The organism is Candidatus Acidiferrales bacterium, from assembly GCA_035934015.1.
GTDB lineage: Bacteria > Acidobacteriota > Terriglobia > Acidiferrales > UBA7541 > DAHUXN01.
On record DASYYH010000011.1, the window covers coordinates 310,760 to 333,269 of the forward strand.

18 protein-coding genes and 1 tRNA gene are annotated in these 22,510 nt (G+C 55.7%); 9 read left to right on the forward strand and 10 right to left on the reverse strand.

What is annotated here, in order from left to right; translation table 11 throughout:
• Positions 1-14: 14 nt before the first annotated feature.
• Positions 15-515, reverse strand: a complete 501-nt coding sequence (locus VGR81_06440; protein ID HEV2288576.1) for an acyl-CoA thioesterase — start codon at positions 513-515, stop codon at positions 15-17.
• Positions 516-646: 131 nt separating this feature from the next.
• Between VGR81_06440 and VGR81_06445 the strand changes: the two genes are divergently transcribed.
• From VGR81_06445 to VGR81_06475, 7 genes are all read left to right on the forward strand, one after another.
• Entirely contained in the window at positions 647-988 is a 342-nt protein-coding gene (locus VGR81_06445) for a tetratricopeptide repeat protein (GenBank protein HEV2288577.1), read from the forward strand.
• Between the two features lie 64 nt (positions 989-1,052).
• Positions 1,053-1,670, forward strand: a complete 618-nt coding sequence (locus tag VGR81_06450) for an LON peptidase substrate-binding domain-containing protein (GenBank protein ID HEV2288578.1) — start codon at positions 1,053-1,055, stop codon at positions 1,668-1,670.
• A 58-nt stretch (positions 1,671-1,728) separates the two neighbouring features.
• Positions 1,729-3,255: a hypothetical protein gene (locus VGR81_06455; protein HEV2288579.1), complete on the forward strand. Its 1,527-nt coding sequence runs from the start codon at positions 1,729-1,731 to the stop codon at positions 3,253-3,255.
• Between the two features lie 15 nt (positions 3,256-3,270).
• Positions 3,271-3,807: an isoprenylcysteine carboxylmethyltransferase family protein gene (locus VGR81_06460; GenBank protein HEV2288580.1), complete on the forward strand. Its 537-nt coding sequence runs from the start codon at positions 3,271-3,273 to the stop codon at positions 3,805-3,807.
• Between the two features lie 2 nt (positions 3,808-3,809).
• Positions 3,810-5,096, forward strand: a complete 1,287-nt coding sequence (locus VGR81_06465) for a VWA domain-containing protein (protein ID HEV2288581.1) — start codon at positions 3,810-3,812, stop codon at positions 5,094-5,096.
• Positions 5,097-5,800: 704 nt separating this feature from the next.
• A complete protein-coding gene (locus VGR81_06470; protein ID HEV2288582.1) occupies positions 5,801-6,295 on the forward strand; it encodes a TlpA disulfide reductase family protein in 495 nt (164 codons plus the stop codon).
• A 325-nt stretch (positions 6,296-6,620) separates the two neighbouring features.
• Positions 6,621-7,937, forward strand: coding sequence for a glycosyltransferase family 39 protein (locus tag VGR81_06475; protein HEV2288583.1), 1,317 nt, complete (start codon positions 6,621-6,623; stop codon positions 7,935-7,937).
• 603 nt (positions 7,938-8,540) lie between these two features.
• On the opposite strand, the gene VGR81_06480 is transcribed toward VGR81_06475, so the two are convergent.
• The gene (locus VGR81_06480; GenBank protein HEV2288584.1) at positions 8,541-9,500 is read right to left on the reverse strand and encodes a hypothetical protein; all 960 of its coding nucleotides are present in this window, start codon (positions 9,498-9,500) and stop codon (positions 8,541-8,543) included.
• 655 nt (positions 9,501-10,155) lie between these two features.
• Here VGR81_06480 and VGR81_06485 point away from each other — a divergent pair.
• The gene (locus VGR81_06485) at positions 10,156-11,757 is read left to right on the forward strand and encodes a hypothetical protein (GenBank protein HEV2288585.1); all 1,602 of its coding nucleotides are present in this window, start codon (positions 10,156-10,158) and stop codon (positions 11,755-11,757) included.
• A gap of 169 nt (positions 11,758-11,926) precedes the next feature.
• Here the strand turns inward: VGR81_06485 and VGR81_06490 are convergent.
• From VGR81_06490 to VGR81_06500, 3 genes are all read right to left on the reverse strand, one after another.
• A tRNA-Sec gene (locus VGR81_06490) sits at positions 11,927-12,025 on the reverse strand.
• Between the two features lie 69 nt (positions 12,026-12,094).
• A complete protein-coding gene (locus VGR81_06495) occupies positions 12,095-14,563 on the reverse strand; it encodes a hypothetical protein (GenBank protein ID HEV2288586.1) in 2,469 nt (822 codons plus the stop codon).
• Positions 14,564-14,727: 164 nt separating this feature from the next.
• Positions 14,728-15,309, reverse strand: a complete 582-nt coding sequence (locus VGR81_06500; protein ID HEV2288587.1) for a hypothetical protein — start codon at positions 15,307-15,309, stop codon at positions 14,728-14,730.
• Positions 15,310-15,563: 254 nt separating this feature from the next.
• Here VGR81_06500 and VGR81_06505 point away from each other — a divergent pair, with 254 nt between their 5' ends.
• Entirely contained in the window at positions 15,564-15,812 is a 249-nt protein-coding gene (locus VGR81_06505; protein HEV2288588.1) for a DUF5763 domain-containing protein, read from the forward strand.
• On the opposite strand, the gene tsaE is transcribed toward VGR81_06505, so the two are convergent.
• From tsaE to VGR81_06530, 5 genes are all read right to left on the reverse strand, one after another.
• Positions 15,813-16,277, reverse strand: coding sequence for a tRNA (adenosine(37)-N6)-threonylcarbamoyltransferase complex ATPase subunit type 1 TsaE (tsaE, locus tag VGR81_06510; GenBank protein ID HEV2288589.1), 465 nt, complete (start codon positions 16,275-16,277; stop codon positions 15,813-15,815).
• Between the two features lies 1 nt (position 16,278).
• Entirely contained in the window at positions 16,279-17,868 is a 1,590-nt protein-coding gene (locus VGR81_06515; protein HEV2288590.1) for an NAD(P)H-hydrate dehydratase, read from the reverse strand.
• Positions 17,869-17,959: 91 nt separating this feature from the next.
• The gene (locus VGR81_06520; GenBank protein ID HEV2288591.1) at positions 17,960-18,703 is read right to left on the reverse strand and encodes an SDR family oxidoreductase; all 744 of its coding nucleotides are present in this window, start codon (positions 18,701-18,703) and stop codon (positions 17,960-17,962) included.
• Positions 18,704-18,809: 106 nt separating this feature from the next.
• A complete protein-coding gene (locus tag VGR81_06525; GenBank protein ID HEV2288592.1) occupies positions 18,810-20,801 on the reverse strand; it encodes a PP2C family protein-serine/threonine phosphatase in 1,992 nt (663 codons plus the stop codon).
• A gap of 179 nt (positions 20,802-20,980) precedes the next feature.
• Entirely contained in the window at positions 20,981-22,468 is a 1,488-nt protein-coding gene (locus tag VGR81_06530; protein ID HEV2288593.1) for an amino acid permease, read from the reverse strand.
• Between the last annotated feature and the right edge of the window lie 42 nt (positions 22,469-22,510).

A 22,510-nucleotide genomic window follows, 5' to 3' on the forward strand; every position in this document is an offset into this window, starting at 1 on the left:
GCCGCGTTGTGTTTCTAGGAATTTGATTTTTTGTAACGGTGCGCAAGGCGAATCTTGCGGCGCTCGCCAGCCTCTCGCCAGCGTCGGCGATCTTCTTCAGTTTCCAGCAGCAGAGGCGGGATCGCATGCGTTTTCAAGTTCTGATCGACCGCAACATAAGTGACATATGCGCTCGAAGTATGCTTGCGCTCGCGCGTAAGAATGTTTTCGGAAAAAACCTTCACGCCGACTTCCATTGACGTGTGAAAGACGCGATTCACTTGGGATTTCAGCACAATCAAATCGCCGACGTGAATCGGGCTTCGAAAATCGAGATAATCAACAGAGGCGGTAACCAGATAGCTCCCGGAATGACGGTGACCGGCAATAGCTCCGGCAATGTCGATCAAATGCATCACGCGTCCGCCAAGAATATAGCCCAGCGGATTTGCGTCGTTCGGCAGCACGGCCTCGAGCATTTCCGAACGGGACTCACTTACAGCCTTCGCGGCAAAGGTCGCGGTTGCCGGAGCCATTGCGTGCCCTTCCGCTTTAGTGTGCCGGGCTGGATGACGCGCGACGCGTCCAGTGTTCTCCTTCTTTTTCAAGACTCTCTCCTGTGGCGGATTTTGCTTACCGAATCGAGGCCATTATAATACGCGACGTTATGGATACGGCCAAAGCGGCAGAAGGTTCTGCCAGGAACCGGCGCCAGATGCTCGAAGAATTCGTCGCCCAGCATCCGACGGATGCGTTTGGCCGCTACGGCCTGGCCATGGAGTGCCTGAAGGAGAATGACGCCGCAGCTGCAGAAGAAAATTTCAAGCAGCTTCTGTCCGCAACGCCCGAATACATCCCTGCCTATTTTCAGTACGGACGTATGCTCGCAACGATCAGCCGCACAGAGGAAGCCCGCAGGGTTCTCGCTGAAGGCGTTGCACGGGCCTCGAAATCCGGAGACGCTCATGCTCTCAGCGAGATGCAAGCTGCGCTCGACGACCTCGGCTGATTTTCCCAGTTGCTTCAACACGCAAAATGGGATTCTGCTATGCTAGGCGCGGGGCGCCGCTGAAATGAAGCCAACGCGCATTCCATTGTTTCCTCTGGATATTGTCCTTTTTCCAGGCCTGCCCTTGCCCCTTCACATTTTTGAACCGCGTTATAAATTGATGATTCGGCGCTGCCTGACCATGAAACTGCAATTCGGCGTGATTCTCACGCAAAAAGACGGAATTGCCACAGTCGGCTGTACGGCGGCGATCTTCAATCTTTTGCGCCAGGATGCCGATGGCAAGATGGATATCCTGACGCGAGGCGAGATGCCGTTCCAGGTCAAGGAGGTCTTCGACGACAAACCGTACTTCGAAGCTGCGATCGAGTGTCTCGATGAATCGCCACTTTCGTATCCTGCCGCATCCAAGGAACTGATGGATGCTTACGAGCAATGCTACTGGCTGCTCTTCAATCATGCGCCGGATGCGCTCGCGCCGAAATCGAAGGTTTCTCCGGCATACGCGATGGCCGGGTCGCTGCCGTTAGAGGTGGACGAAAAGCAGGTGTTGCTCGAAATGCGCAACGAGGGGGACCGGCAGGCGCATCTCTTTGAGAGGCTGAAGGAGTGGCTGCCGCAATTGCTGTACTTGAACGAACGTCGCGAACGAGCCCGCGGCAACGGACACGCGCTGAATTAGCACGGCATCGGTGGCAAGGGCGGTCGCACAGCATTAAAATGCTCTATGGAGATACACTGTGGCCAAAGAAGCTGCGCGGCAGATGCGGCAAGAGAGTCCAGACAACATGCAGACAAGACCTGGTTCTTTCGGCGAACTGAAAAAGAGCTCATGGAATGAAGCGCGTTGCAGTCAGCGCACGGTGAAGGACGAACTGCGCGAAAACATGATTCGAAAATTAAGCGCAGGCGAAGAACTTTTTCCGGGAGTCCGTGGTTACGACGACACGGTAATCCCGCAAATCGTTAATGCCATTCTTTCGCGTCACCATTTCATCCTGCTCGGCCTGCGCGGGCAGGCGAAAACGAGGATTCTGCGCGCGCTCACAGGTTTTTTGGACGAGGCGATCCCCGTAATCGCTGGCTGCGAAATCAATGACAATCCTTATCGCCCCATTTGCCGCGCCTGCAGAGACCGCCTTCGGGCCGAGGGAGATGCAGCGCCAATCGCCTGGCTCCCGCGCGACCGTCGCTACGTCGAAAAGCTCGCCACTCCCGACGTGACCATCGCTGACATTCTTGGCGACGTGGATCCGATCCGCGCGGCGAAAGGCGGCCACGATCTTTCCAGTGAATTGACGATTCACTATGGCATGCTCCCCCGCGCCAATCGTGGCATTTTTGCCATCAATGAGCTTCCGGATCTGTCGGGAAAAATTCAGGTGGGTCTGTTTAACGTGATGCAAGAAGGCGACGTGCAAATCAAAGGCTACCCGGTGAGGATGCCTCTGGATGTCCTGCTCGCTTTCACGGCGAATCCTGAGGACTACACGGCGCGGGGAAAAATTATCACGCCGCTCAAGGACCGCATCGGATCGGAAATTCGCACGCACTACCCGGCCACAGTCGACGAAGGCATCGCGATTACCTCGCAGGAATCGTGGACGAGTCGCGACGGTGACATGCGAATCGCGATCCCGAACTACATTCGTGAAATAGGTGAAGAAATTGCTTTTCAGGCGCGCGAGGACAAGCGCGTGGACCGGCGCTCCGGTGTCAGTCAGCGGCTGCCGATTTCGTCGCTGGAAAATGCGGTGAGCAGCGCGGAACAGCGCGCGATCCGCAATCGGGAGAAATTGGCCGTCGTGCGCGTGGCTGATATTTACGCGGCGATTCCATCCATGACGGGCAAATTCGAGCTCGAATACGAAGGCGAATTGCGCGGTGCGGAAACGATCGCGCGCGAATTGATTCGCTCCGCTATCGGAAAAACGTTTACGAGGTACTTCGCCGATACGAATTTGCAGTCCGTCGTGCAATGGTTCGAAGCTGGCGGTGAATTGAAAGTAGCAGCGGCTGCGAAAACGTCCGAGCATCTTGCCGAGCTGGAAAAAATCGAGGGTCTGTTTGACCACACGGCCGCGCTTGGCATTGGGCCCAAGGATGCCCCCGCAGTGCAGGCGGCTGCCGCCGAGTTCGTACTCGAAGGACTGTGGGCGCACAAGCGGATCAGTCGCAGCGAGGAGCGCGGATTCTACGCAGAGCCTAGGAAGGTTCCTGAGTCGCGCGATGCGCAGAGCCGCATGCCACGCCGCCAGTTTAACTGAGGAAGGGGGATAGCCATGTCTGAATCAAGACCGCTCCTCACGCAAACATGGTTCAATGCTCTGCGTACGGTCCTCTACGCCTCTGGTTTCATCTTTTTCTTTGCATGGATTGCGCTGCAGGTGCGCGCTTACGACAGCAATTTCGGATTTGCGCTTCCTGCTGCAACCGTCGCCGTCGGCATGGTGCTAATGATTATTGGCGCGACTCTGGGCATTTCCTGCGTTGCAACATTCGTTGTTCGCGGCCGCGGCACGCCGGCGCCCTTCGATCCGCCGCGCCAGTTCGTCGCCGTTGGGCCCTATCGCTACGTCAGAAATCCAATGTACCTGGGCGGTTTCACGCTATTGCTAGGATTGGCTCTTGATCTGCGTTCCGTTTCGATCGTGCTAATGACCATCGTCCTTATGTTTGCGATTCATTTACTCGTCGTTTTGTATGAAGAGCCTATTCTCAAACGCAAGTTCGATGGCCCGTACGAAAGTTATCTGGCAACTGTCAGGCGCTGGCTGCCGCGCGTCCCTCGCACCAGTGCAAGCTCAACTGCTCTATAGCCATGAAATACGTTCGCTATAAAAAATACGCAGGGCAGGAAGCCGACGACATCGACTTGCAGGAGCTCATGAGCCGCCTTTCGGATTTCCTGCTTCAGAGCGGTTTCGAATCCCAGTTCTACGGCATCTCCGAAATGGACCCGGAGCGTTCTTCCGAGCGAATGATGGAGCAGTTGCGGCAAGCCATTTTGCGCGCCCTCGAAGAAGGCGATCTGCTTTCTCCGGAAATGATGGAAGAGCTACTCGAAAATCCTGACCTCGCCCAGAATCAAAAGTTGCGCGACCTGGTTGAACAGCTCGTTGAGCGGATGACGCAAGAAGGTTACATCTCTCCGCAGCCGCCGCAAGTCACGCCGCCGCCTCAGCAAACTCCCGGCGGAGAGGTTGGCCCTTCGGGGCAGCAAGAGATCTCAGCGCGTTTCGAAGTCACGGACAAGGCGCTCGATTTCCTCGGATTCAAGACGCTCCGTGACCTGCTCGCTTCTCTCGGCAAAAGCAGCTTCGGCCGCCACGACACTCGCGACCTGGCAACGGGAATCGAATCAGGCGGCACATCCCGCCCGTACGAATTCGGCGACACTCTAAATTTGGACATCCCGGAAACTTTGTTCCACGCCCTCCGCAGGCAAAGCGTAAATCACGAGCCGGCTGTTCCTTTGGAGATCGATTACCAGGATCTGATGGTCCACCAATGCGAATACCAGAGCTCCTGCGCCACGGTCTTGATGCTCGATTGCAGCCACAGCATGATTCTCTATGGCGAAGACCGCTTCACGCCCGCCAAGCGCGTCGCGCTCGCGCTGTCGCATCTGATTCGCTCGCAGTATCCCGGCGATTCACTGCATTGCGTGCTCTTTCACGACAGCGCCGAAGAGATCCCTCTCGGGAAATTGGCTCGCGTTCAAGTCGGTCCCTACTACACCAACACGCGGGAAGGTTTGCGGCTGGCGCAACGCATCTTGAACCGCCAGAAGAAAGACATGCGGCAGATTGTGATGATCACGGATGGCAAACCCTCCGCGCTTACTTTGGAAGATGGCCGCATTTACAAGAATGCCTTTGGGCTCGATCCTCTTGTCGTGACGCAGACAATGGAAGAAGTTGCCAAATGCCGTCGCGCGGGAATCCTGATCAACACGTTCATGCTGGCCAGCGACTACACGCTCGTCCATTTCGTGCAAAAAGTCACGGAACTCTGCCACGGCAAAGCGTATTTCACGACGCCGTATACCCTCGGCCAGTACTTGCTGATGGATTACCTGCAGAAGAAAACCAAGCACATTCACTGAGAAAAACCTGAGGGGCACTTAGACGGGCCGCTTCGGCTGAACTCTGGCGCGATGGCCTGGCGTGCAAGCCATGACTCCAGCGCCGGTCGTAAATCACTTACAACGGTTCAGTTGGGCCTGCCAGGCTGCGCGCAAAAGCTTGTCAAAAAGCGATCCTGAAACCACGTATGGATCGGGCGCACCCTGGACTATCGAATCCAAGTCTCGTGGGTCGGAATGGTGCAGCGCCGCGTTGCCAAGGCTGGCCTCGGCATTTTCTGCCCTGCTCGTCTCCGGACTATACGTGCGCACGTACACCCTCCACAAAATCTTCTAAGCGCTCGATGAACGCCTCGATGGGATTTTGGAATTCGTAGCACGAATCAGAGTAGAGTGCTACTGAACTGTTTCTGAATTCTTCCAAGTCGCCGCCTGTACACCTAACATATTGAAATCGGAGCACTAAAGACAGATGCTGAACCGCTCTATAGTTCCCAACCTTCGGCGGCAAGAGCCCCTCCCGGCTTCCCCAAATCGATTTCGCTCTGTAGATGGCTGTGATGTGCGCACAACGGTCTAAGCGAACAATCGCATACGTCCTTTGGTGCTACTTCTGCGCGACACGACTCCACATGGCTTTTGCACGCTGCATCCGCTTTGCTACAATCAAATTAATAATGAGTTTAATGTGGATGATCTTCGGGCGTACCGGGGGAGGCAAAATAATGTCGAAGATTCAGCCTGGACAAATCGCGCCAACGTTTGCGCTCTCCGGCATGGATGGCCGGAATTACTCTCTGGCCAGCGCTCTCAAGAAAGGGCCTGTGCTCGCGGCATTTTTCAAGATCAGCTGCCCGGTTTGCCAGTTCACATTTCCGTTCCTCGAGCGAATGTATGAAGACTATGGCGACGAAAAGATGAGCTTTTGGGGAATATCCCAGGATAACGCAGCCGACACGCAGGAATTCCTTGCCGAATACGGTGTGAAATTTCAGGCGCTGCTGGATTCGGATGGATACAAAATCTCGAAACTCTATGGGCTCACAAACGTGCCCACATTGTTTTTGATCCAGCCAGATGGCAAGGTTCACATGGCATGTGTCGGTTTCGTTAAGAACGACATAGAGAAAATGGCCGCGCAGGCTGCGGTTGCGTCAGGCAAGCCCCTACAGGCAGTCTTCCATCGAGGCGAAAAGATCCCGGAATACAGACCGGGCTGAGGCTCGAAGCGCTAGGTTCCGGTCGGAACCTATCCATTCTTCAGACGTAGTCGTCTTCGGTCAGCGGTTTTTTGTGTTTTGCAGGTTTCAGGCGGCGGTCCGGGACAACACGTCCCGCTGGCGGAGCGCCCACTTTTTCTCTCGCCATTCGGCGGGCTTCAGTTCCCTTTTCGAATCTGGATTTTCTCTTGCGACGAGCCATTCAAACCGCCTCAAGTTCACCAAAATCGCGATCATTCCTTGTTGGATTCTACACTCACCAGGTTGTGGTATCCAAACACGCTGAATTTGCGTCACAATTCCTGCCATGCCACGAGCCCACACGATGAAAACCAAGCTTCGCGGAGCAGCGACTTCTCTCTTGTTGATTTTATTCGTTGCCGCCGGCTTCCGTGTCGGTTTCGCGTGGAACAATGCGCTTCACAATTCCCGTCATGCGCTCAGCGTCGTGCCGTTTATGTTCGAATCCGGAGATATCGCCGTCTCGCTGGCGCAGGGTCGCGGATTCAGCTCTCCGTTTCGCGTTCCCACTGGCCCTACGGCTTGGATGACTCCGGTCTATCCTCTGCTCCTCGCGGGAGTGTTTCGAATCTTCGGCGTCTATACCTACAACTCCTATGTCGCGGCGACGGGATTAAACATTCTGCTCGCAACACTCGTTTGCATCCCGCTATTTTTTGTGGGCAAGAGAATCGGCGGCACAATTCTGGGCGCCAGCGCCGCTTGGTTATGGGCCATCTTTCCCAATGCGATTCTCATTCCATTTGAAAGCATGTGGGAGGCGTGCCTTTCGGCCTTGCTCGCAGCAACAATCCTCTGGGCCACCCTTGCGCTTGCTGATTCACGTCGCATTCGTGACTGGGTTGCGTACGGCTTCCTCTGGGGATTTACGTTGATGACGAATCCAACTTTGGAATCGTTGCTGCCCTTCCTGTTGATCTGGCTCGCCTACCGCGCGTACAAAGAGAAGCGCTCGTGGCTCGTCATTGCGCGCCCATTATTGGCGCTCGCCGTTGCCGTTTTCTGCTGTATACCTTGGACGGCGCGTAATTATGATGTCTTCCACGCTTTCGTGCCGCTTCGCTCTGTTCTCGGTTTGCAGCTCTGGATGGGAAACAACGCCGATGCCAGCCCCATCTGGCTCGGGCAGTTGCATCCCATCAATGATTCAGCGGAACGGGAAAAGTACATCGAATTGGGCGAAATTCGCTACATGCGATATAAAAGAGACCAAGCGCTCGCTTACATGCGCACGCACCCTCGCCGCGAAGCCTATCTGATTGGAAACCGTTTTGTCGCCCTCTGGGCGGGAGGAACACCAAATCCCATAACGGATTTTTTCCGTGTTCGCGACGCCTGGTTTCGCTATGTCCTGCTGTTCAACATCTGCGTGGCCCTGGGAGCACTGGCAGGTATCGTCCTGTTAGCATGGAGGCGTAGCATCTACACGCTACCGCTGGCCGTTTTCCCCGTCGTCTTTCCCTTCGCCTACTATTTGACGCTGGCGGCGCCGCGCTATCGTTTGCCGATTGATCCCGTCGTAATCTTGCTCACGGCCATCGCGCTCGTCGCGTGCTTTCATCGTTTGCGCGCTGCTGATTCGGACGCCAGCCCCAACCAAAGCTTGCCTGTGAGCGACTAACGCAGCGAGACATCGGTCATCGAATAACCAATGAATAGGAAAGAATTGGAAATGAATTGGAAATGCCGCGCTGTCAGGCTTCCGGCTTACGCCGTTTTGGCCCGAGGCGCAGGATTCAGATGCCGCCAGGGAACGACAATTGGCCGTTCAAAGTGGGGTTGAGATGAGGGGAGTCCATTGAAATCCCTGATTTCACTTGTCAGGTAAGGCGCTTCTCGGCCACAAGACATGCACCAGATCACAAACCGCCACGGCTCAGTTGCGCTCGTCCGATTTGCAGTTGTGGTCTGAAGATTTGCTTCCCGCTCTGCGACTTGAGGCATCAGCGGTATCGGTTCACCACAATGAAGACACGAAATTCCTCGAAAATGCGCCCCTCCCGTCCCTTCACTCATACGTGCCCCTCCAAAGCTGCGATTGGTTAGCTTGGGAGGCAAATCATAGCCTCGCGCATGAGCCGTGTCCAGAACCCGACGACGAAATACAGCGGCTATGAATGAAATTTCACATAGCCTGCCAAATTCACGCTATCTTCTATTGTATCAATGGAATGGATGTTGGGCGAACGCTCAAAAAACCACATTTCCACAGCCTCCAGCTCTGCTACTTTTGCGTCCTCTTCATTCGCGCCAGCTCTGTCTCCGAGCCAACAAACCCCCATGCATTCCACGCATTTCCGGTCACCACTTCCCTGAAAAGTTCAGTTGCCCGCTTAGGATCGTGATCGTAGAGGTGCCAATTGCCAACGCCGTACGTTACCGTGTCAAACGAAAGCTCCGCCTCCGTGTCGTTCGGGTCGGCAGGCTTTGCTGGCAACACGGCCTGCTCCGTCAGCGCACCCTGATAAAACCGCTCCAGCCGCAAATAAAAGAGCAGGTGCGGCTCCGTGTTCTTCACCTCCGGCGTGATCCGCGCGAGTGCCTGCGCCGCCTCTTTGGTCCGGTCCGCGCGCCGCAGCGAGACGTACAGCCAGTTTGTGCAGTCAATCAAGCTGTCATCGCTTTTCGCCAGCGCCGCTGCTTTGGCAAAGGCGTCCGCGGCCGCGCTGAATTGCCCCTGAAAATAGTGCGAAAGCCCCAGATGATAGAAAGCGTCAAGTTTAGTCGGGTCAAGCGTCGCCGCATGTGCCAGGTCGCGCTCTGCGCGCATGAATTCGCGCAATCCCAGCTCTCTGTGTCCGCGCTCGATATAAAGATCCGCATTCTTCGGTGCAAAAACCAGCGCCTTGGTGCAAGTCGCAATGGCCTCGCGATATTGCCTCCTTCCCGCTTCTGCTTGCGAAAGCGCCAGGGCAAGGCTCGCGTTTTTCGGGTCCGCGGCCAGCTTCTTCCGCGCCGCAATGACGCCATCATTATCCGCCTGCGCGTAAAGTCTGCGCCCCAGTTGCGACATCACTTCAAACGCGCCGCGTCCCGCCGCCTGCGCCGCCCCAGCCTTCGTCTGCGGACGAGGCCGCGTCGGCAGCCCCCATGCCACGCACGCCCCCAAAAGCATAAGACACGCCATCAGTTCCATCGCCAGCTGCGCCGCTGCTGACACGCCCACGCCTCGCATTTCGCCCATCGTCCTCATAAATCCTCGCTTCCCTCGCGTCCGCTCACTTTGACTCTAATTCGACATCCCCCGCGGCGCACATCATAGTCCCCTCATCTATTTTCGCCAAGAAGTTGCACCGAACGATCCCGCCCGGGCCAGGATCACGCCCAGAGCCCCGGCCAGCATCTTACGAGCCCGCCTGCCCAGCGGTGGAAATTGTCGCGTCGGACCATCAATTTTCCTTGACCTCTTGTTAACTCTATGGTATATAGAGCTTTCGGCTGGCATTCCGGCCGAATGAAAATTAAGGGGGAGAAGAAAAGCGGGCCGCGAAGACGCGGCCTTTTCGCTTTTTATGCGCTTTCTAAATTCTAATCGCGGTACCTATGAAGAATTAGAACTCGGCCTAACTTACACAAAACAAACACTCGGACCCATTTCTAATCGCGGATTTTTTCGATTTTTTGAGATTCTGTCGTCCCGTTTTCGGACGCCTTTCCCATACACGCACACTTTCGCCGCCCTCCATAATTTTTCTTGCATGCGAAACGCAACAAACGTTGCATTCACTCCTTGTTCCGTGTACGTTGTTTCTCGCCAAAATTTTGAAAACAGGGAACAAAATTTAGCCAAGTCGCGTTTATCCCAATACGGAACCCATCTCAACAACTGGAGACACTTGATGCGCAGACTTATTTTCTGGTTCGTCGCTTTGGTAATTGCAATCCCGGCCCTGCCGATCCTTGCGGCCCACGCGCAATCCAAGGAAGCCGCTGCGCCCCCGGCCGCCACTGCCGCCCCGGCCAATCCCAACGAATTTAAAGTTGAGCAGCAGAAGACCAGCGGCTCTGTCACCATAGAAGGAAAGGTCGTTAATTACGACGCATATGCAGGCACTATCGTTGTGCACCCGAAGGGGTGGGACGATGTGCCGCAAGACCAGCCCAAGGACGACAAGAACCCGCCCGTCGAAGCCAGCATGTTCTACGTCGCATACATGAAGTCTGGTGTGGACCCATCCACGCGCCCTGTAACGTTTCTTTATAACGGCGGCCCCGGTTCATCGACCGTGTGGCTGCACATGGGCGCCTTCGGACCGCGTCGAGTAGTCACTGCGGATGATACGCACACGCTGCCCGCGCCATATTCGGTCGTCAATAATGATTTCAGCTTGCTCGATGCCAGCGACCTCGTGTTTGTGGATGCGCCCGGAACGGGTTTTGGCCGCATCGCCGGCCCGAACAAGGAAAAGGCGTTCTACGGCGTAGATCAGGATGGACATGCATTTGCCGAATTCATCGCGCAGTTCCTGGCGAAGTATGGCCGGTGGAATTCGCCCAAGTATCTGTTCGGCGAAAGCTACGGCACAACTCGCTCCGCCGTACTGATCGCCATGTTGGAAGGCGAATACGACACGGACTTCAACGGTGTGATGTTGCTCTCGCAAATCTTAAGCTTCGATAACAGTGTCGATGGCCCGGAAGGCAACCCGGGAATGGATTTGCCCTACGAACTCGCGTTGCCGACCTATGCCGCGACCGCTTGGTATCACCATAAGTTGCCGAACGGACAGAAGGATTTGGAGCCTCTGATAAGCGAAGTCGAGCATTTCGCGATGAACGATTACGCATTGGCGCTGGAACAGGGTTACACGCTGCCTGCCGAGCAGCGCCAGGCGATTGCTGAAAAACTGCACGAGTATACCGGCCTGCCTCTCGATTACATCTTGAAAGCCGATTTGCGCATCAGCGGCGGCGAATTCGAAAAGACGCTTCAGGATGCGAATGGCCTGACTACGGGCCGGCTCGACACGCGCTTCTCCGGACCCACAATGGATCCTCTCAGCAAGGAAGCTGAGTATGACCCTCAATCCGCCTCAATCAGTTCGGCATATGTATCTGCATTCAACGACTATGTGCGTAAGAATTTGAAGTATGGCGAGGACAAAACGTACAAGCCTGAAATCAACCCTGGAAGCTGGGACACGAACCACAACGGCAACCCGGCGACACCGAACGTCATGATTGATCTGGCTGAGGCGATGAAATACAACCCCAATCTAAAAGTGATGCTGAACGCGGGTTATTTCGACCTGGCCACGCCGTTTTTTGAAGGCGTGTACGAAATGCGCCATCTGCCGATTCCCGCGTCGCTGGACAAGAACATCGAATTCAAGTTCTATCAGTCCGGCCACATGGTCTATGCACACGAACCTTCGCTGAAGCAGTTGCATGACAATGCGGTAGCATTCATCGAGAGCACTGAAAACGTCAAAGGAAAGTAAAAGTAGGCGTTCTGGGAGCCCTCGGCGACCCTGAGGGCTCCCAGCAGTTTTTCGTCCGCACACGACTTCTTTTCGCGTATCTAAATTTCCGCTTTGCGAAAAAAGCAACGCAGAGAATCCGCGATTCATCGAAGAAACAGTCGTCTATATTTAGAGTTTGGGCAGAATCTGGCGGAAGCGTGTGGGAGTCGAACCCACCATTCGACTCGCGAAGAGCCGAATCGCCGGCTTTGAAGGCCGGGACAGTCACCGGACCATTTTCGCCTCCGGAAAGATTATAAGGGGCGCGCCTCAACTCGCAAAGCGCTCACGAATTGAACACCGAAGCGACGCTGGCTTAATGCTTTGCTGCGGCGACCTTCTTGCGGGCAAGCTCGAGCAGTTTCGGATGGACGCAAACTTCAAAAAAAGGCCGATTGGTGGGGCCGCCGACTTTGCCCCCAGCTTGCAGCTGCCGAGTCATTCCGCGGCGAACCACAATCGGTTCCAATGAATCTCCGAGCGGCAATTCTCCATAGAAAAGTTGCGCGCGATCTTTGCCCCAGGGCATGGGGAAGTTTCCTTCGAGTGGAAACAGCGAAATTTCACTCGTCAGTTTCTGAAAGCCTTCTTCATTTAGCTCGATTCCATTCATGTTGTAACGCATTAACAGCTCGTCGCCCTCTTCTTCGCCTGCTCCTTCCACGACGACCGTTTGCAATGAAAACACGCGAAATGGCGATGGATTATCAGTGAGGAGACGGCGCGCCATTTTGGCGCAACTGGAAAGGCGATCCGAAAGATTCAGCGCCTTTGAAATCATAATCTTCGAATCGCCATCCGACCATACTGATGGCGCGGAATTCTGGAAAGCAACGCCGACACCGAGTTCGAGCCTCGGCAGATTGCTCGATTCCGCCTTCGCATTATAAGCCTGGGTCACTTCGATGATTTCGCGCGCCAACACGCAAGCCTTCGCGACGGCGCGCTGGCTCGTCCGGTTCGATTCGGTCTCATAGATGGCGAGAATAATCGCATCGCCCTCCAAAAATACTTTGGCGGCGCCGTGACGATCCAGCAGGCGCTTCACGGGCTCGTGAAGCGTCAGGCTGAAATGCGATGCCGGATTCAACCCGCGCGACAATAAATCCTTTGTGATTTCCGTCGACCCGCGCACATCGGCTTTGATGACCACGTGCGACACGACGGGATCATCAGTTCCGCGCCGCTCATCCGGAAACACAAATTCATAAAGGCTGTTATTTACGCGCGACAGTTCGCGCTGCCGGTCGGTGCGCACCAGATTGACTTTTTCCAGCCACGCCGCGACGTGCTGGTAATTCCGCCGGTCACGCCGTAGCCGCATCAAATCCTGCGCAAAACGCAACGCGATGGCGCGCGAATCCTCATGAGAGTAACGCCGCAGATTTTTCGCGGTTTCCTCGATGCGCTTCAGTGAAAAATTCCGCGCCGGAAATTGACTGAGAATCTTCTCCACGCGCTTCAACTCATCCTTCGAAAGCAAAGCGCGCTTCAACTGCTGCAAATGGACGGGCGGGCAAAAATCATGATGCAGCTTGACGACTTCGTAGCTCGCCAGCATATATCCGAGAAGTTCGTGTTCTTCCAGACGGTGATGCCATTCTTCGAGCAGGCGCTCACGAACTTCTGCCTCCCCTGCATGATTGCCGCTCCCCGACGGATCGAACAGGCGGCGCGCGTTCTGCGGCTCACTCAGATAATCGCCCAGCCGATTGCGGAATTCCTCAGTAAGAAAATCCACCTTCTGTTTCGCGGCTTCCAGTTCCGGACTGATTTCTGCAAGCTTAAATTCCAAATCCGCCTGCCGGCGCCGCAAGACGGCCAGATTGGCTTCCATTTCCGCCCCACCGCGACGCTTGAAAATTCCTGGAAGGAAGCCGTCACCTCCGCCCGCCTTTCTGAGCACTTCTTCCTGTTCTTCCTCCAGTTTTCCGAGTTCCGAGCGCCTTGCCAGCGCTCTTTCCACGAGTTTTCCATAGGCTTCATGGGCGCGGCGTAATTCTTCGGAGTTTGCGTCTGTCACCACAAAATCGCGGAGAAAATCGACTAACAAACCCTCAAAATTTTCAAAGCGGTCTGGATCGTTCAAGAAATTGCCGAGTAGAACGTAATGCTCGAGGAAAAGATAGTCGTCTGTTCCGTTTTCCACGAATAACAGCCGGTTGGTGAAAAGCTCGTAGGTATCTGCGAAATCTTCGCCGAAAAATGCGCGCCGTGCCTTGGCAAGAACGCTCTCGTCGAGCTCCTTCAAGATGTGGAAAAGCGTCTGCCCCGCTCGACGAACGACGCTCTTGCGATTCGATTGCAACTCCGCCAACTGCGCCCTCTTTACGTGTGCTTGTTCACTATGCTCGAATGCGGAGCCGCGCGACCGGATGTGCTCCTTGCACTCCACAATCATGCTGGAAAATTCGCTGACGATTTCCTGAATGAAAAACTTCAGAATCGCGATGCGCAGGATCAGGTCGTACTCGATGTTTTTCTCGAATTGCGCGCGGGTGATCCCCGATTGCAGAAGTTCACTGAGCAGCTTGCGAAACTGTGCCGAGTCCGGGGGCCGTGTGGTGCGCGCCTCGAAACCGAAAAACTGCTGCAAATTCGCCGACTGACGAACTAAATCACAGATATATTGCCGGGCGATTTCCAGAAATCGCAGGCTGAGGTAAACGTCATAATGGATGTTGTCGACGCCGGGGGTAAGGGAGGCCAAACGCAGTTCGGCCGTATAGGCTTCCAGCTTCAAGCGAGCCGGACGAGCCGGCGATGAGATAGACGTTTCCGGCATGCGACGCTTCTGGCCTTACATCTTCGACTTTAACAGAACGCGCCCGTACCTCGACTGCTTCCGCCCTGCTCGTTGCCCAATCGTTTAACGACCAAAGGCGACCTCGCACCCCAACCAGGTTAGCAAATCCCGCCTCGGGACACTGTCCACGCTCTGCGCGACTCTTACGGCAGAAACTCCTTGGGAATCGAATTTCCAGGCCGCTCTTCGTCCCAAAGATCGCAGACGATCCACCAACGCTTGCCATCGTAGAACAATTCGAGGCTGTTCACGCCGCGCCCGATGAGCGGCCCGTTCGCAGTCCGCCTCATTACGTACGTGCTCATTACGTGCGCGATCGTTCCATATCTTGTGGTGACACGATGGATTTCCTGCTCGTAGAATCCCTGCGAGACTACCGAAGCGTTGTACTTATCGACGAACTGCTGATGACTCATGATCTCGTGATACGGTTTGCCATCTTTTGTCACGTCCGTGGAAATGAAAAGAACGCCGGGGACATAAAGCGTGCTGTCCCTCGACCATTGCCTTGGCTGGCCGGCGGGCCCGCTGACCACATCGTAGAATGCTTTTATAATGCCATCCATCGTCGAGACATCTTGCGGGCGCGGGGCGATTTTTGGCACGAGAACGTGAGCAGCTTTTGCACCAAGCCGCCCTTGCCCGTGCGCATTCACAGGAAAAATGAATGACACGGCAATCAACAGGAACAGGGTTTCGCGAATGTAGCGTGCAAATTTCAACATCTCTTGAGCCTCCAATTTCCTCGTAAACTTCTGGCGCGGGACTGACTTCACACCATGGGACAGATTGATTCGATTTGCCGCGTCGATGGTTGCCTACGGGCGGTCTGCAAAGCAGGGATTGCGTGTTAAGAACCAGCAGAATCGATCGAATGGCAGGCCAGCTCAGCTGAGTCGCACAACTCACGCGCGGCTCTTCTTGCCACAGAGTTTCTTTGCCTCGCGTTTTCTTTATGAGAAAGTTATATCTATCGGCGATGATGGAAAATCAGCCCACAATCGAGCAACACAACTCCACCTCGCAGTGCCTTTATCTCAGCAGTTCCGGAGAGCGCTGCACGCGCCCTGCTTACGAGGACGGCTTCTGCGACCGACATGGCAAGTCGACAACATGGCTCTCCGGCAACCAGATGCCTCGAAAGCTGGCGGCCCTGCTTATCGGATTGGCGGTGATCTGGCCGATTTTGCAGGATTTGTGGAACGCGGTTCGTCACCTGTTTCACTAGCTACTTTGAGGTCTTGCTACTCAGAGGAGAATTACCGGAGATTTCCTCGACAGTAATTTTGCGAAGTTCCTCTCCAGAGTGCTCCAGGCCGATCCGCAGAACCGGCCAGTCTGTGCGCAGACGCATGCGCTCCGGCCACTCGACAACGACGACGGCGGGCTCAATGAATAGATCTTCCAGCCCCAACGAATCGAACTCCTGCACTTCGCTCACGCGATACAGATCGACGTGATAGACCTTCACCGCGCCGCTGAAGGCGTGCACCAGCGTGAACGTCGGACTCGTAATTTCCTCCTCTGTTGCCGCACCCAAACCGCTGACAATCCCCTTTGCCAACGTCGTCTTCCCGGCGCCGAGTTCGCCTGTGAGCAATACGAGCAAAGGTGGCCGCAGACGCGCGGCGATCTCCCTGCCCTTGGCGATCGTTTCTTCGGTGGAATGTGAAAGGATTTGGTCGGCAGCCATATCACAGCACTCGGATTGTGTCGCGAAGCTGCGCCAGCGCTGGCGCAATCATGCGAATTACGTCCGACGCGATCAGCGGCCCCTCGCCAAATTCTTCTGCCGCCAAGTCGCCCGCCAATCCATGGAGATAAACGCCCAAAGTCAGCGCAATCTCCCAATTGTGAGCGCCGAACTGGGCTGTCACTCCCGCTAACATTCCCGTGAGGACGTCGCCCGTCCCGCCCGTCGACATCCCCGGATTCCCTGTTGAATTGATCCAAACGCGGCCATCCGGCGCGGCGATCACTGTTTGATGCCCCTTCAGGATCACAAAAGCCTGCCAATCCGCTGCCGACTTACGCGCGATCTCCAGCCGCTGTGCCTGAACATCCTTCACACCTAACCCCAAAAGGCGGGCCATTTCGCCCGGATGCGGGGTCAAGGCCAGCATTCCGCGCGAATTTCGCAATTCGCCGGCGTGCCCTGCGAATGCATTCAGGCCGTCAGCATCCAAGATGCTCGGCACTTGCGACCTGCCCGCGATTACGGATCTCACGAATTGCTGCGTTTCGTCATGGGTCGTCAGGCCAGGACCTAGCGCCAGCACGTTTTTTCCTTGCATCAGTTTTTCGAAGACACCGGATTCAACGACGTCGCGCGCAACCGTTCCCGCCCCCGTCGCGTGCAGAGGCTCGGTCATAATTTCGGGTGCGAATCCTGCCACAGTGGCAAGAACTGGCTCTGGTGTAGCCACCGTCACGAGACCTGCCCCCACGCGCAAAGCGCCTTTGGCCGCTAAAACCGCTGCCCCCGCTTTGCCGACCGAACCTGCCACAATCAGCACATGCCCATAAAGCCCCTTATTTGACTCAGCGCTGCGGTGAAACGAAACATCTCGAAATTCCCAGGGCTCAAGCCAGCGCACGTTCGTTTTTGCAATCTCTTCGATTAATTCGCGTGGAGAACCAATATCGGCGACGGTCAAGCGCCCGACGAAAAATGGCGCTCCGGCGCCAAACATCCCTGTCTTCGGTGCAGTAAACGTCACAGTACAATCGGCGCGGATTGCTCCGCCGGGCGCTTCTCCCGTGTCGCCCGACATCCCCGAAGGGATATCCACGGCGACCACGCGTGTGCGCGGACCATGGGCGTTGACGTCTTCAATTACGTGAGCGAGCAACCCCTCTACTCCGGCGCGCAAGCCTGTGCCCAGAAGTGCGTCAACAACGATTCCAGCACCAAGAGCTGCCTCTCGTACTGATTCCCAATCCGAAACGCTGCGAATTACTTGAGGCACGATCGAAGCACTGGCCAGCCGCTTAAAATTTTCTTGCGCATCACCATGAAGCTCCGCCGGATCGGCGAAAATCAAAACGCTCGGGTTCGCGCCCGCCTCTTTCAGCTTTCGCGCAGCGACAAACCCGTCGCCGCCATTATTTCCCCGCCCGCAAAGCACGGCGATGCGGCACCCATCCACCGGCGCAAAACGCGAAGCAATGAATTGTGCAACGCCTGCGCCTGCATTTTCCATGAGCGCCAGGCTCGGCACACCGTGACGTTCGATCGTCAGGCGGTCGACCTCGCGCATCTCGGCTATGCTTAGAATTTTCATCGCTTCAAAAGGCAGCGGACGTTTCGCCGCGCGTGTCCCAGTTTATCGTGACGCAGCGAAATGGGAAACCACGGATCGGAGGGAAGGCCCCTTACAACATCCAGCCGCCGGAAACGCTGAGGGTTTGGCCTGTGATGTAATCGGCGGACTCATCGGCGAGAAACACGACGGCGGAGGCAATGTCGTCGGCAGAAGGAGGCCGGCCGACGGGAAAGCGCGCGTCGTGCATTCGGCGAGCTTCTTCCAGTGAGAGTTCCTTGTCATCAATATTCGGCGGATTCACAACATTTACCGTGATGCCATTTTTCGCTTCCTCCACGGCAAGAGAACGCGAAAAAGCCACCATGCCTGCTTTTGCTGCGGCATACGCAGAAATCGTCGCCTGGCCGAATGCGCGCTCCGCTCCAACCGCTCCTAAATTGACGATGCGGCCCCATCTTTGCCGTCGCATCGCCGGCAGCGCTGCTTTACTCATATAAAAAACGCTCAACAAGTTCGAATCCAGCACGCGCTTCCATTCTTCGATCGTCGTTTCCGCGACGGTACCCCAATTGAAAATCCCCACGTTGTTGACCAGAACGTCGAGCCGCCCGTAGTGCTCAAGTACAGATTGCACAAGCGATTCCGCTCTGGCTGGGTCCGTAACGTCCGCTTCTACCGCAAAGCAATCGCACCCCATCGCTTGCAGCTGCCGAAGCGCATTCTGCGCTGCCGCCTTATTGGAGCGGTAAGAAATGGCCACGCGTGCGCCCGCGCGTCCCAATCCCAGCGCTATTCCTTTGCCGATGCCACGGCTTCCGCCGGTCACAAGCGCTACTCGTTGCCGCAAACTCACCCCGTTACCCCTCCACGCGATTGCTGAACCCAAACACGGTACCGAAATCCGCGTTTCTTGCCAAGCCTTGCCGCTCCGCAAATTTCTGCAAAACTGCTTTCAGCATCTACCGAAACCGTGCCACGATCACCGTCATATCGTCGGCTTGCTCTGGGGTGCCCGCCCATTGTTCGACCGATGACAGCAAGCCTTCAGCCACTTGTTCCACTGGAGCATCGCGCAACCTCAGAACTTCATTGGCCAGCCGCACCGCACCGAACTCTTCTCCGTAAACATTCTCTGGTTCGAGCAGGCCATCACTAAAGCCTACGAATAAAGCACCGTGCTCCGCCGGCACAGTCACTTGCCTATAGTCCGCGTGATCAAAAAGTCCTACGACCGTGCCACCTTCATCCAACCGCTTCACGTTGCCATCTGTGACAAAGAACGGAGCGCAGTGCCCCGCATTTGTATAAGAAAACGATCGCGAGCTCGCATCGTACTCCGCATAAAACAGCGTCGCATAACGGTCGTCGGAAGTATTGAAAAAAAGATGGCGATTCAAAACCTCTACAACCTGCGCGGTGGTGCGATGCCCGTTCGAGATGGCCTGCCCGCGCAGCGCCGCCTGCAAACTGGCCATCAGTAGAGCCGCTGAAATTCCCTTTCCGCTGATATCCGCAATCGCCAGTCCCAGCTTCGATGAATCCAATTTAACGAAATCGTAGTAATCCCCCGAAACCACGCGCGCCGCCCGGCAAATCGCTGCCAGCTCGAGACCTGGCATCTGCGGCAGTTCTCGCGGAAAAAGCTGCTCCTGCACCTCGCGCGCGATCGTCAGTTCGTTTTCCAGTTTTTGCCGCTGGCGCTGTCCTTCGATAAGTTCCGCGAGCGATCCGGTCATCGCGTTGAACGACTCCGCCAGCGCACCCAATTGATCGCGCTGGCGCACATGAATCCGGTGCCGAAAATCTCCCTGCCGAACATGCCGCGTCGCTTCATAGAGGTCATCAACAGCTGCAGTGATTGTGCGCGTCAGGACGATTCCCGTGATAAGCGCCGCCACTTCGAGCGCAAGAAAAAAGAATCCGATGAGAATCAGGATGACGACAAGAGGATCGCCTAATAGCCCCAGCGAAGCAAACAGCCGATGATTTACTTGTGACGGCCGCAGCGAAAAGCCCGCAATCACTGGCATTGTGTCGATCGTCGTGCCATTTTCATTCAGCAAGACGGCATCCAATGTCGAACCGCCGGATATTTCGAAGTCATACCAGCCGCGCCTGGGCTGAACCGCGCGCAGGCTCGCCACTTGCCCAGCTCGAACCATTCTCCGGCCATTCAAACTCAGAACGTCAGCAGGACGATCCGAATTCGTCGCTGGCCGGAATGTGGTGAGTTGAACAGGCCCGAGATCCGGCGCAAGCCCTTGCAGCAGTGCCGAAGTCACGGGCACGCGGACATAAAGCTCGCCTTCCGACGAGTCGCGTGTGCCGGAAACAACCGCCTCAATCCATAGGCTGCCGCCGGATTGCACCAATCCGGAGAAGTTGCGCACAGGCCGCTCGTTCGACCCAATGGCCGCGGCAGAAGTAGGAAGATGGACATCCAGTCCCGGAAGCTCCTTGCGAGCGTGCTCCAGCAATGCCGAAATGCCCGGCCCTTGCACAATGGATTTCGGCTCCTCGAACACACCTCGCGCGCGATTGCTTTCGAGCGCGCTTTCCACCGTTCCTGCAATCCCCGCAACCTCACTAATTCTCTCGTTCAAATCGTCCTGCAAGAGATGCGCGCCAAATTGGAAGTACATCAGGTAAGCGGAGAGAGCTACCATCGCAACGAGAAGCACGACCGGAACGACAGCGATGAAAACGTAAGCTACGATGAGGCGATTCCGAAGGCCCCAGAGAAGGCGTTTCCGCGCCCAACGCGCAAAGCGCACTAGCAGGTAACCAGCAGCCACGACAAAGAGTACAACGAGCCACGCGCCAAGTTTCGAGACGTAGCTCCCGAGCCGTGTAGTCCACGCCAGAATACAGAAAATCGCTACGGCTGCCGCCGTGCGATCCGTCGGCGTAGTCGTCCTCCAGAATGCGTGCACGCGGTGGAGCGAAAACACGAATGTCCTCAGTCGCGACTCCTGCGCCGGCCTGTACACTTAATGGCCGCGGAGTCGCACCCTATAATTTAGACAATATTTGCCTAGGAAAGAAAACAATCGTACATGCTGACCACACAAAGCTGCTCGAAGTAGCGAATGCTTTCAGCTCGACCACCCGGTACGTATTTCTGCCACCGTTACTTCGCGCTCGCTGATGGGTTCCGGGACAGACTTAACTGCACCGTGCTGTGCTTCCGACTATAGGTAAAGTAAATAGTTAGCCCGAAGACGAGCCAGCACCCGAAGACGATCCAAGCTGGGGCATCGAGCGACAACATCAATGAGAGGGATACGATGATTCCGAGAATTGGCACTACAGGAACCCAGGGTGTGCGAAACGGCCGCGGCACATCAGGACGTTTCACCCGCATGACCCACACACTGAGGCAAACGATCGTAAAAGCCAGAAGGGTACCAAGACTGACAAGCTTCGCAAGAAAAACAATATTGAAGAACGCAGCGAGAAAGGCAACGAAGCATCCGACTACGATTGAGGTGATGTACGGCGTGCGAAAACGTGGATGAATCCTTCCCACCCATGGCGGAAGGAGACCGTCATGCGACATTGTGTAAAGAACGCGCGATTGCCCCAAAAGCATGACCAGCATAACGGACGCCAGACCTGCAATTGCTCCCAAATCCACGAGGAAAACACCCCATTGAACACCAATCGTGGCCGCTCCATCAGCAACTGGAGCAGGAGTATTCAGAGTAGCGTAGTTTTTTATTCCGGTGAGAAGGCCAGAGACAATGATGTAGAGAATTGTGCAGATGATGAGCGAGCCAAGGATGCCGAACGGCATGTCTTTTTGAGGATTTCTTGATTCCTGAGCAGCGGTAGAAACCGCGTCAAAGCCGATATACGCAAAGAAAACGACACCAGCGCCACGCATGATTCCAGACCAACCGAATTGTCCAAAACTACCCAAGTTCTTCGGAATGAAGGGGTGCCAGTTCGCAAGCATGTGCGACCAATTGGCAAAAGCAAAAGTCAACGCAAGACCAATGAAGATAAGCACCACGGAGACCTTGACCATCACTGCACCACTATTGAAGTTGGCCGATTCGCGCACTCCGACCACGAGAATCAATGTGATGATAATAATAGCCGCCATCGCGAAGATATCCACCTGAACCGGGAACGTGTGGCCAAAAAGCGAAACGCTTCCCTTCGGCGTGGGATTAAAAGGGACCGTGACGCCGAAGAAGTGCAGAAATCCACTGACGTAACCGCTCCAGCCAACAGCGACAGTCGCGGCTCCAAACGCGTACTCCAAGACGAGCGCCCAACCAATAATCCAAGCGACGATTTCGCCCATCGTCGCATACCCATAGGTATAAGCGCTGCCCGCAATGGGGATCATGGATGCAAATTCGGCGTAGCAGAGACCCGCAAAAACGCAACCGATGCCCGCGATTACGAAGGACAGAACGATTGCAGGACCCGCAAATTGCGCTGCCGCTGTGCCAGTCAAAACGAAAATTCCCGCGCCGATGATCGCTCCGATGCCGAGAGTGACCAAGTTGATGGGCCCCAGGGACCGCTTGAGCGAGTGCTCGCCCGTGTCCGCGGCCTCCGCCATGATCACGTCTAGCGGCTTCTTGGCTAAGAGTTGGCTGGCCATTCATCTCCTCCGTCCGTTGATTTTTGCTCTATGATGTCCATT

Excerpts from the sequence above, each read along its gene's own strand:
- VGR81_06440 (HEV2288576.1), bottom strand. The coding sequence starts at position 515 with ATGGCTCCGGCAACCGCGACCTTTGCCGCGAAGGCTGTAAGTGAGTCC.
- VGR81_06445 (HEV2288577.1), top strand. The coding sequence starts at position 647 with ATGGATACGGCCAAAGCGGCAGAAGGTTCTGCCAGGAACCGGCGCCAG.
- VGR81_06450 (HEV2288578.1), top strand. The coding sequence starts at position 1,053 with ATGAAGCCAACGCGCATTCCATTGTTTCCTCTGGATATTGTCCTTTTT.
- VGR81_06460 (HEV2288580.1), top strand. The coding sequence starts at position 3,271 with ATGTCTGAATCAAGACCGCTCCTCACGCAAACATGGTTCAATGCTCTG.
- VGR81_06465 (HEV2288581.1), top strand. The coding sequence starts at position 3,810 with ATGAAATACGTTCGCTATAAAAAATACGCAGGGCAGGAAGCCGACGAC.
- VGR81_06470 (HEV2288582.1), top strand. The coding sequence starts at position 5,801 with ATGTCGAAGATTCAGCCTGGACAAATCGCGCCAACGTTTGCGCTCTCC.
- VGR81_06475 (HEV2288583.1), top strand. The coding sequence starts at position 6,621 with ATGAAAACCAAGCTTCGCGGAGCAGCGACTTCTCTCTTGTTGATTTTA.
- VGR81_06480 (HEV2288584.1), bottom strand. The coding sequence starts at position 9,500 with ATGGGCGAAATGCGAGGCGTGGGCGTGTCAGCAGCGGCGCAGCTGGCG.
- VGR81_06485 (HEV2288585.1), top strand. The coding sequence starts at position 10,156 with ATGCGCAGACTTATTTTCTGGTTCGTCGCTTTGGTAATTGCAATCCCG.
- VGR81_06495 (HEV2288586.1), bottom strand. The coding sequence starts at position 14,563 with ATGCCGGAAACGTCTATCTCATCGCCGGCTCGTCCGGCTCGCTTGAAG.
- VGR81_06500 (HEV2288587.1), bottom strand. The coding sequence starts at position 15,309 with ATGTTGAAATTTGCACGCTACATTCGCGAAACCCTGTTCCTGTTGATT.
- VGR81_06505 (HEV2288588.1), top strand. The coding sequence starts at position 15,564 with ATGATGGAAAATCAGCCCACAATCGAGCAACACAACTCCACCTCGCAG.
- tsaE (HEV2288589.1), bottom strand. The coding sequence starts at position 16,277 with ATGGCTGCCGACCAAATCCTTTCACATTCCACCGAAGAAACGATCGCC.
- VGR81_06515 (HEV2288590.1), bottom strand. The coding sequence starts at position 17,868 with ATGAAAATTCTAAGCATAGCCGAGATGCGCGAGGTCGACCGCCTGACG.
- VGR81_06530 (HEV2288593.1), bottom strand. The coding sequence starts at position 22,468 with ATGGCCAGCCAACTCTTAGCCAAGAAGCCGCTAGACGTGATCATGGCG.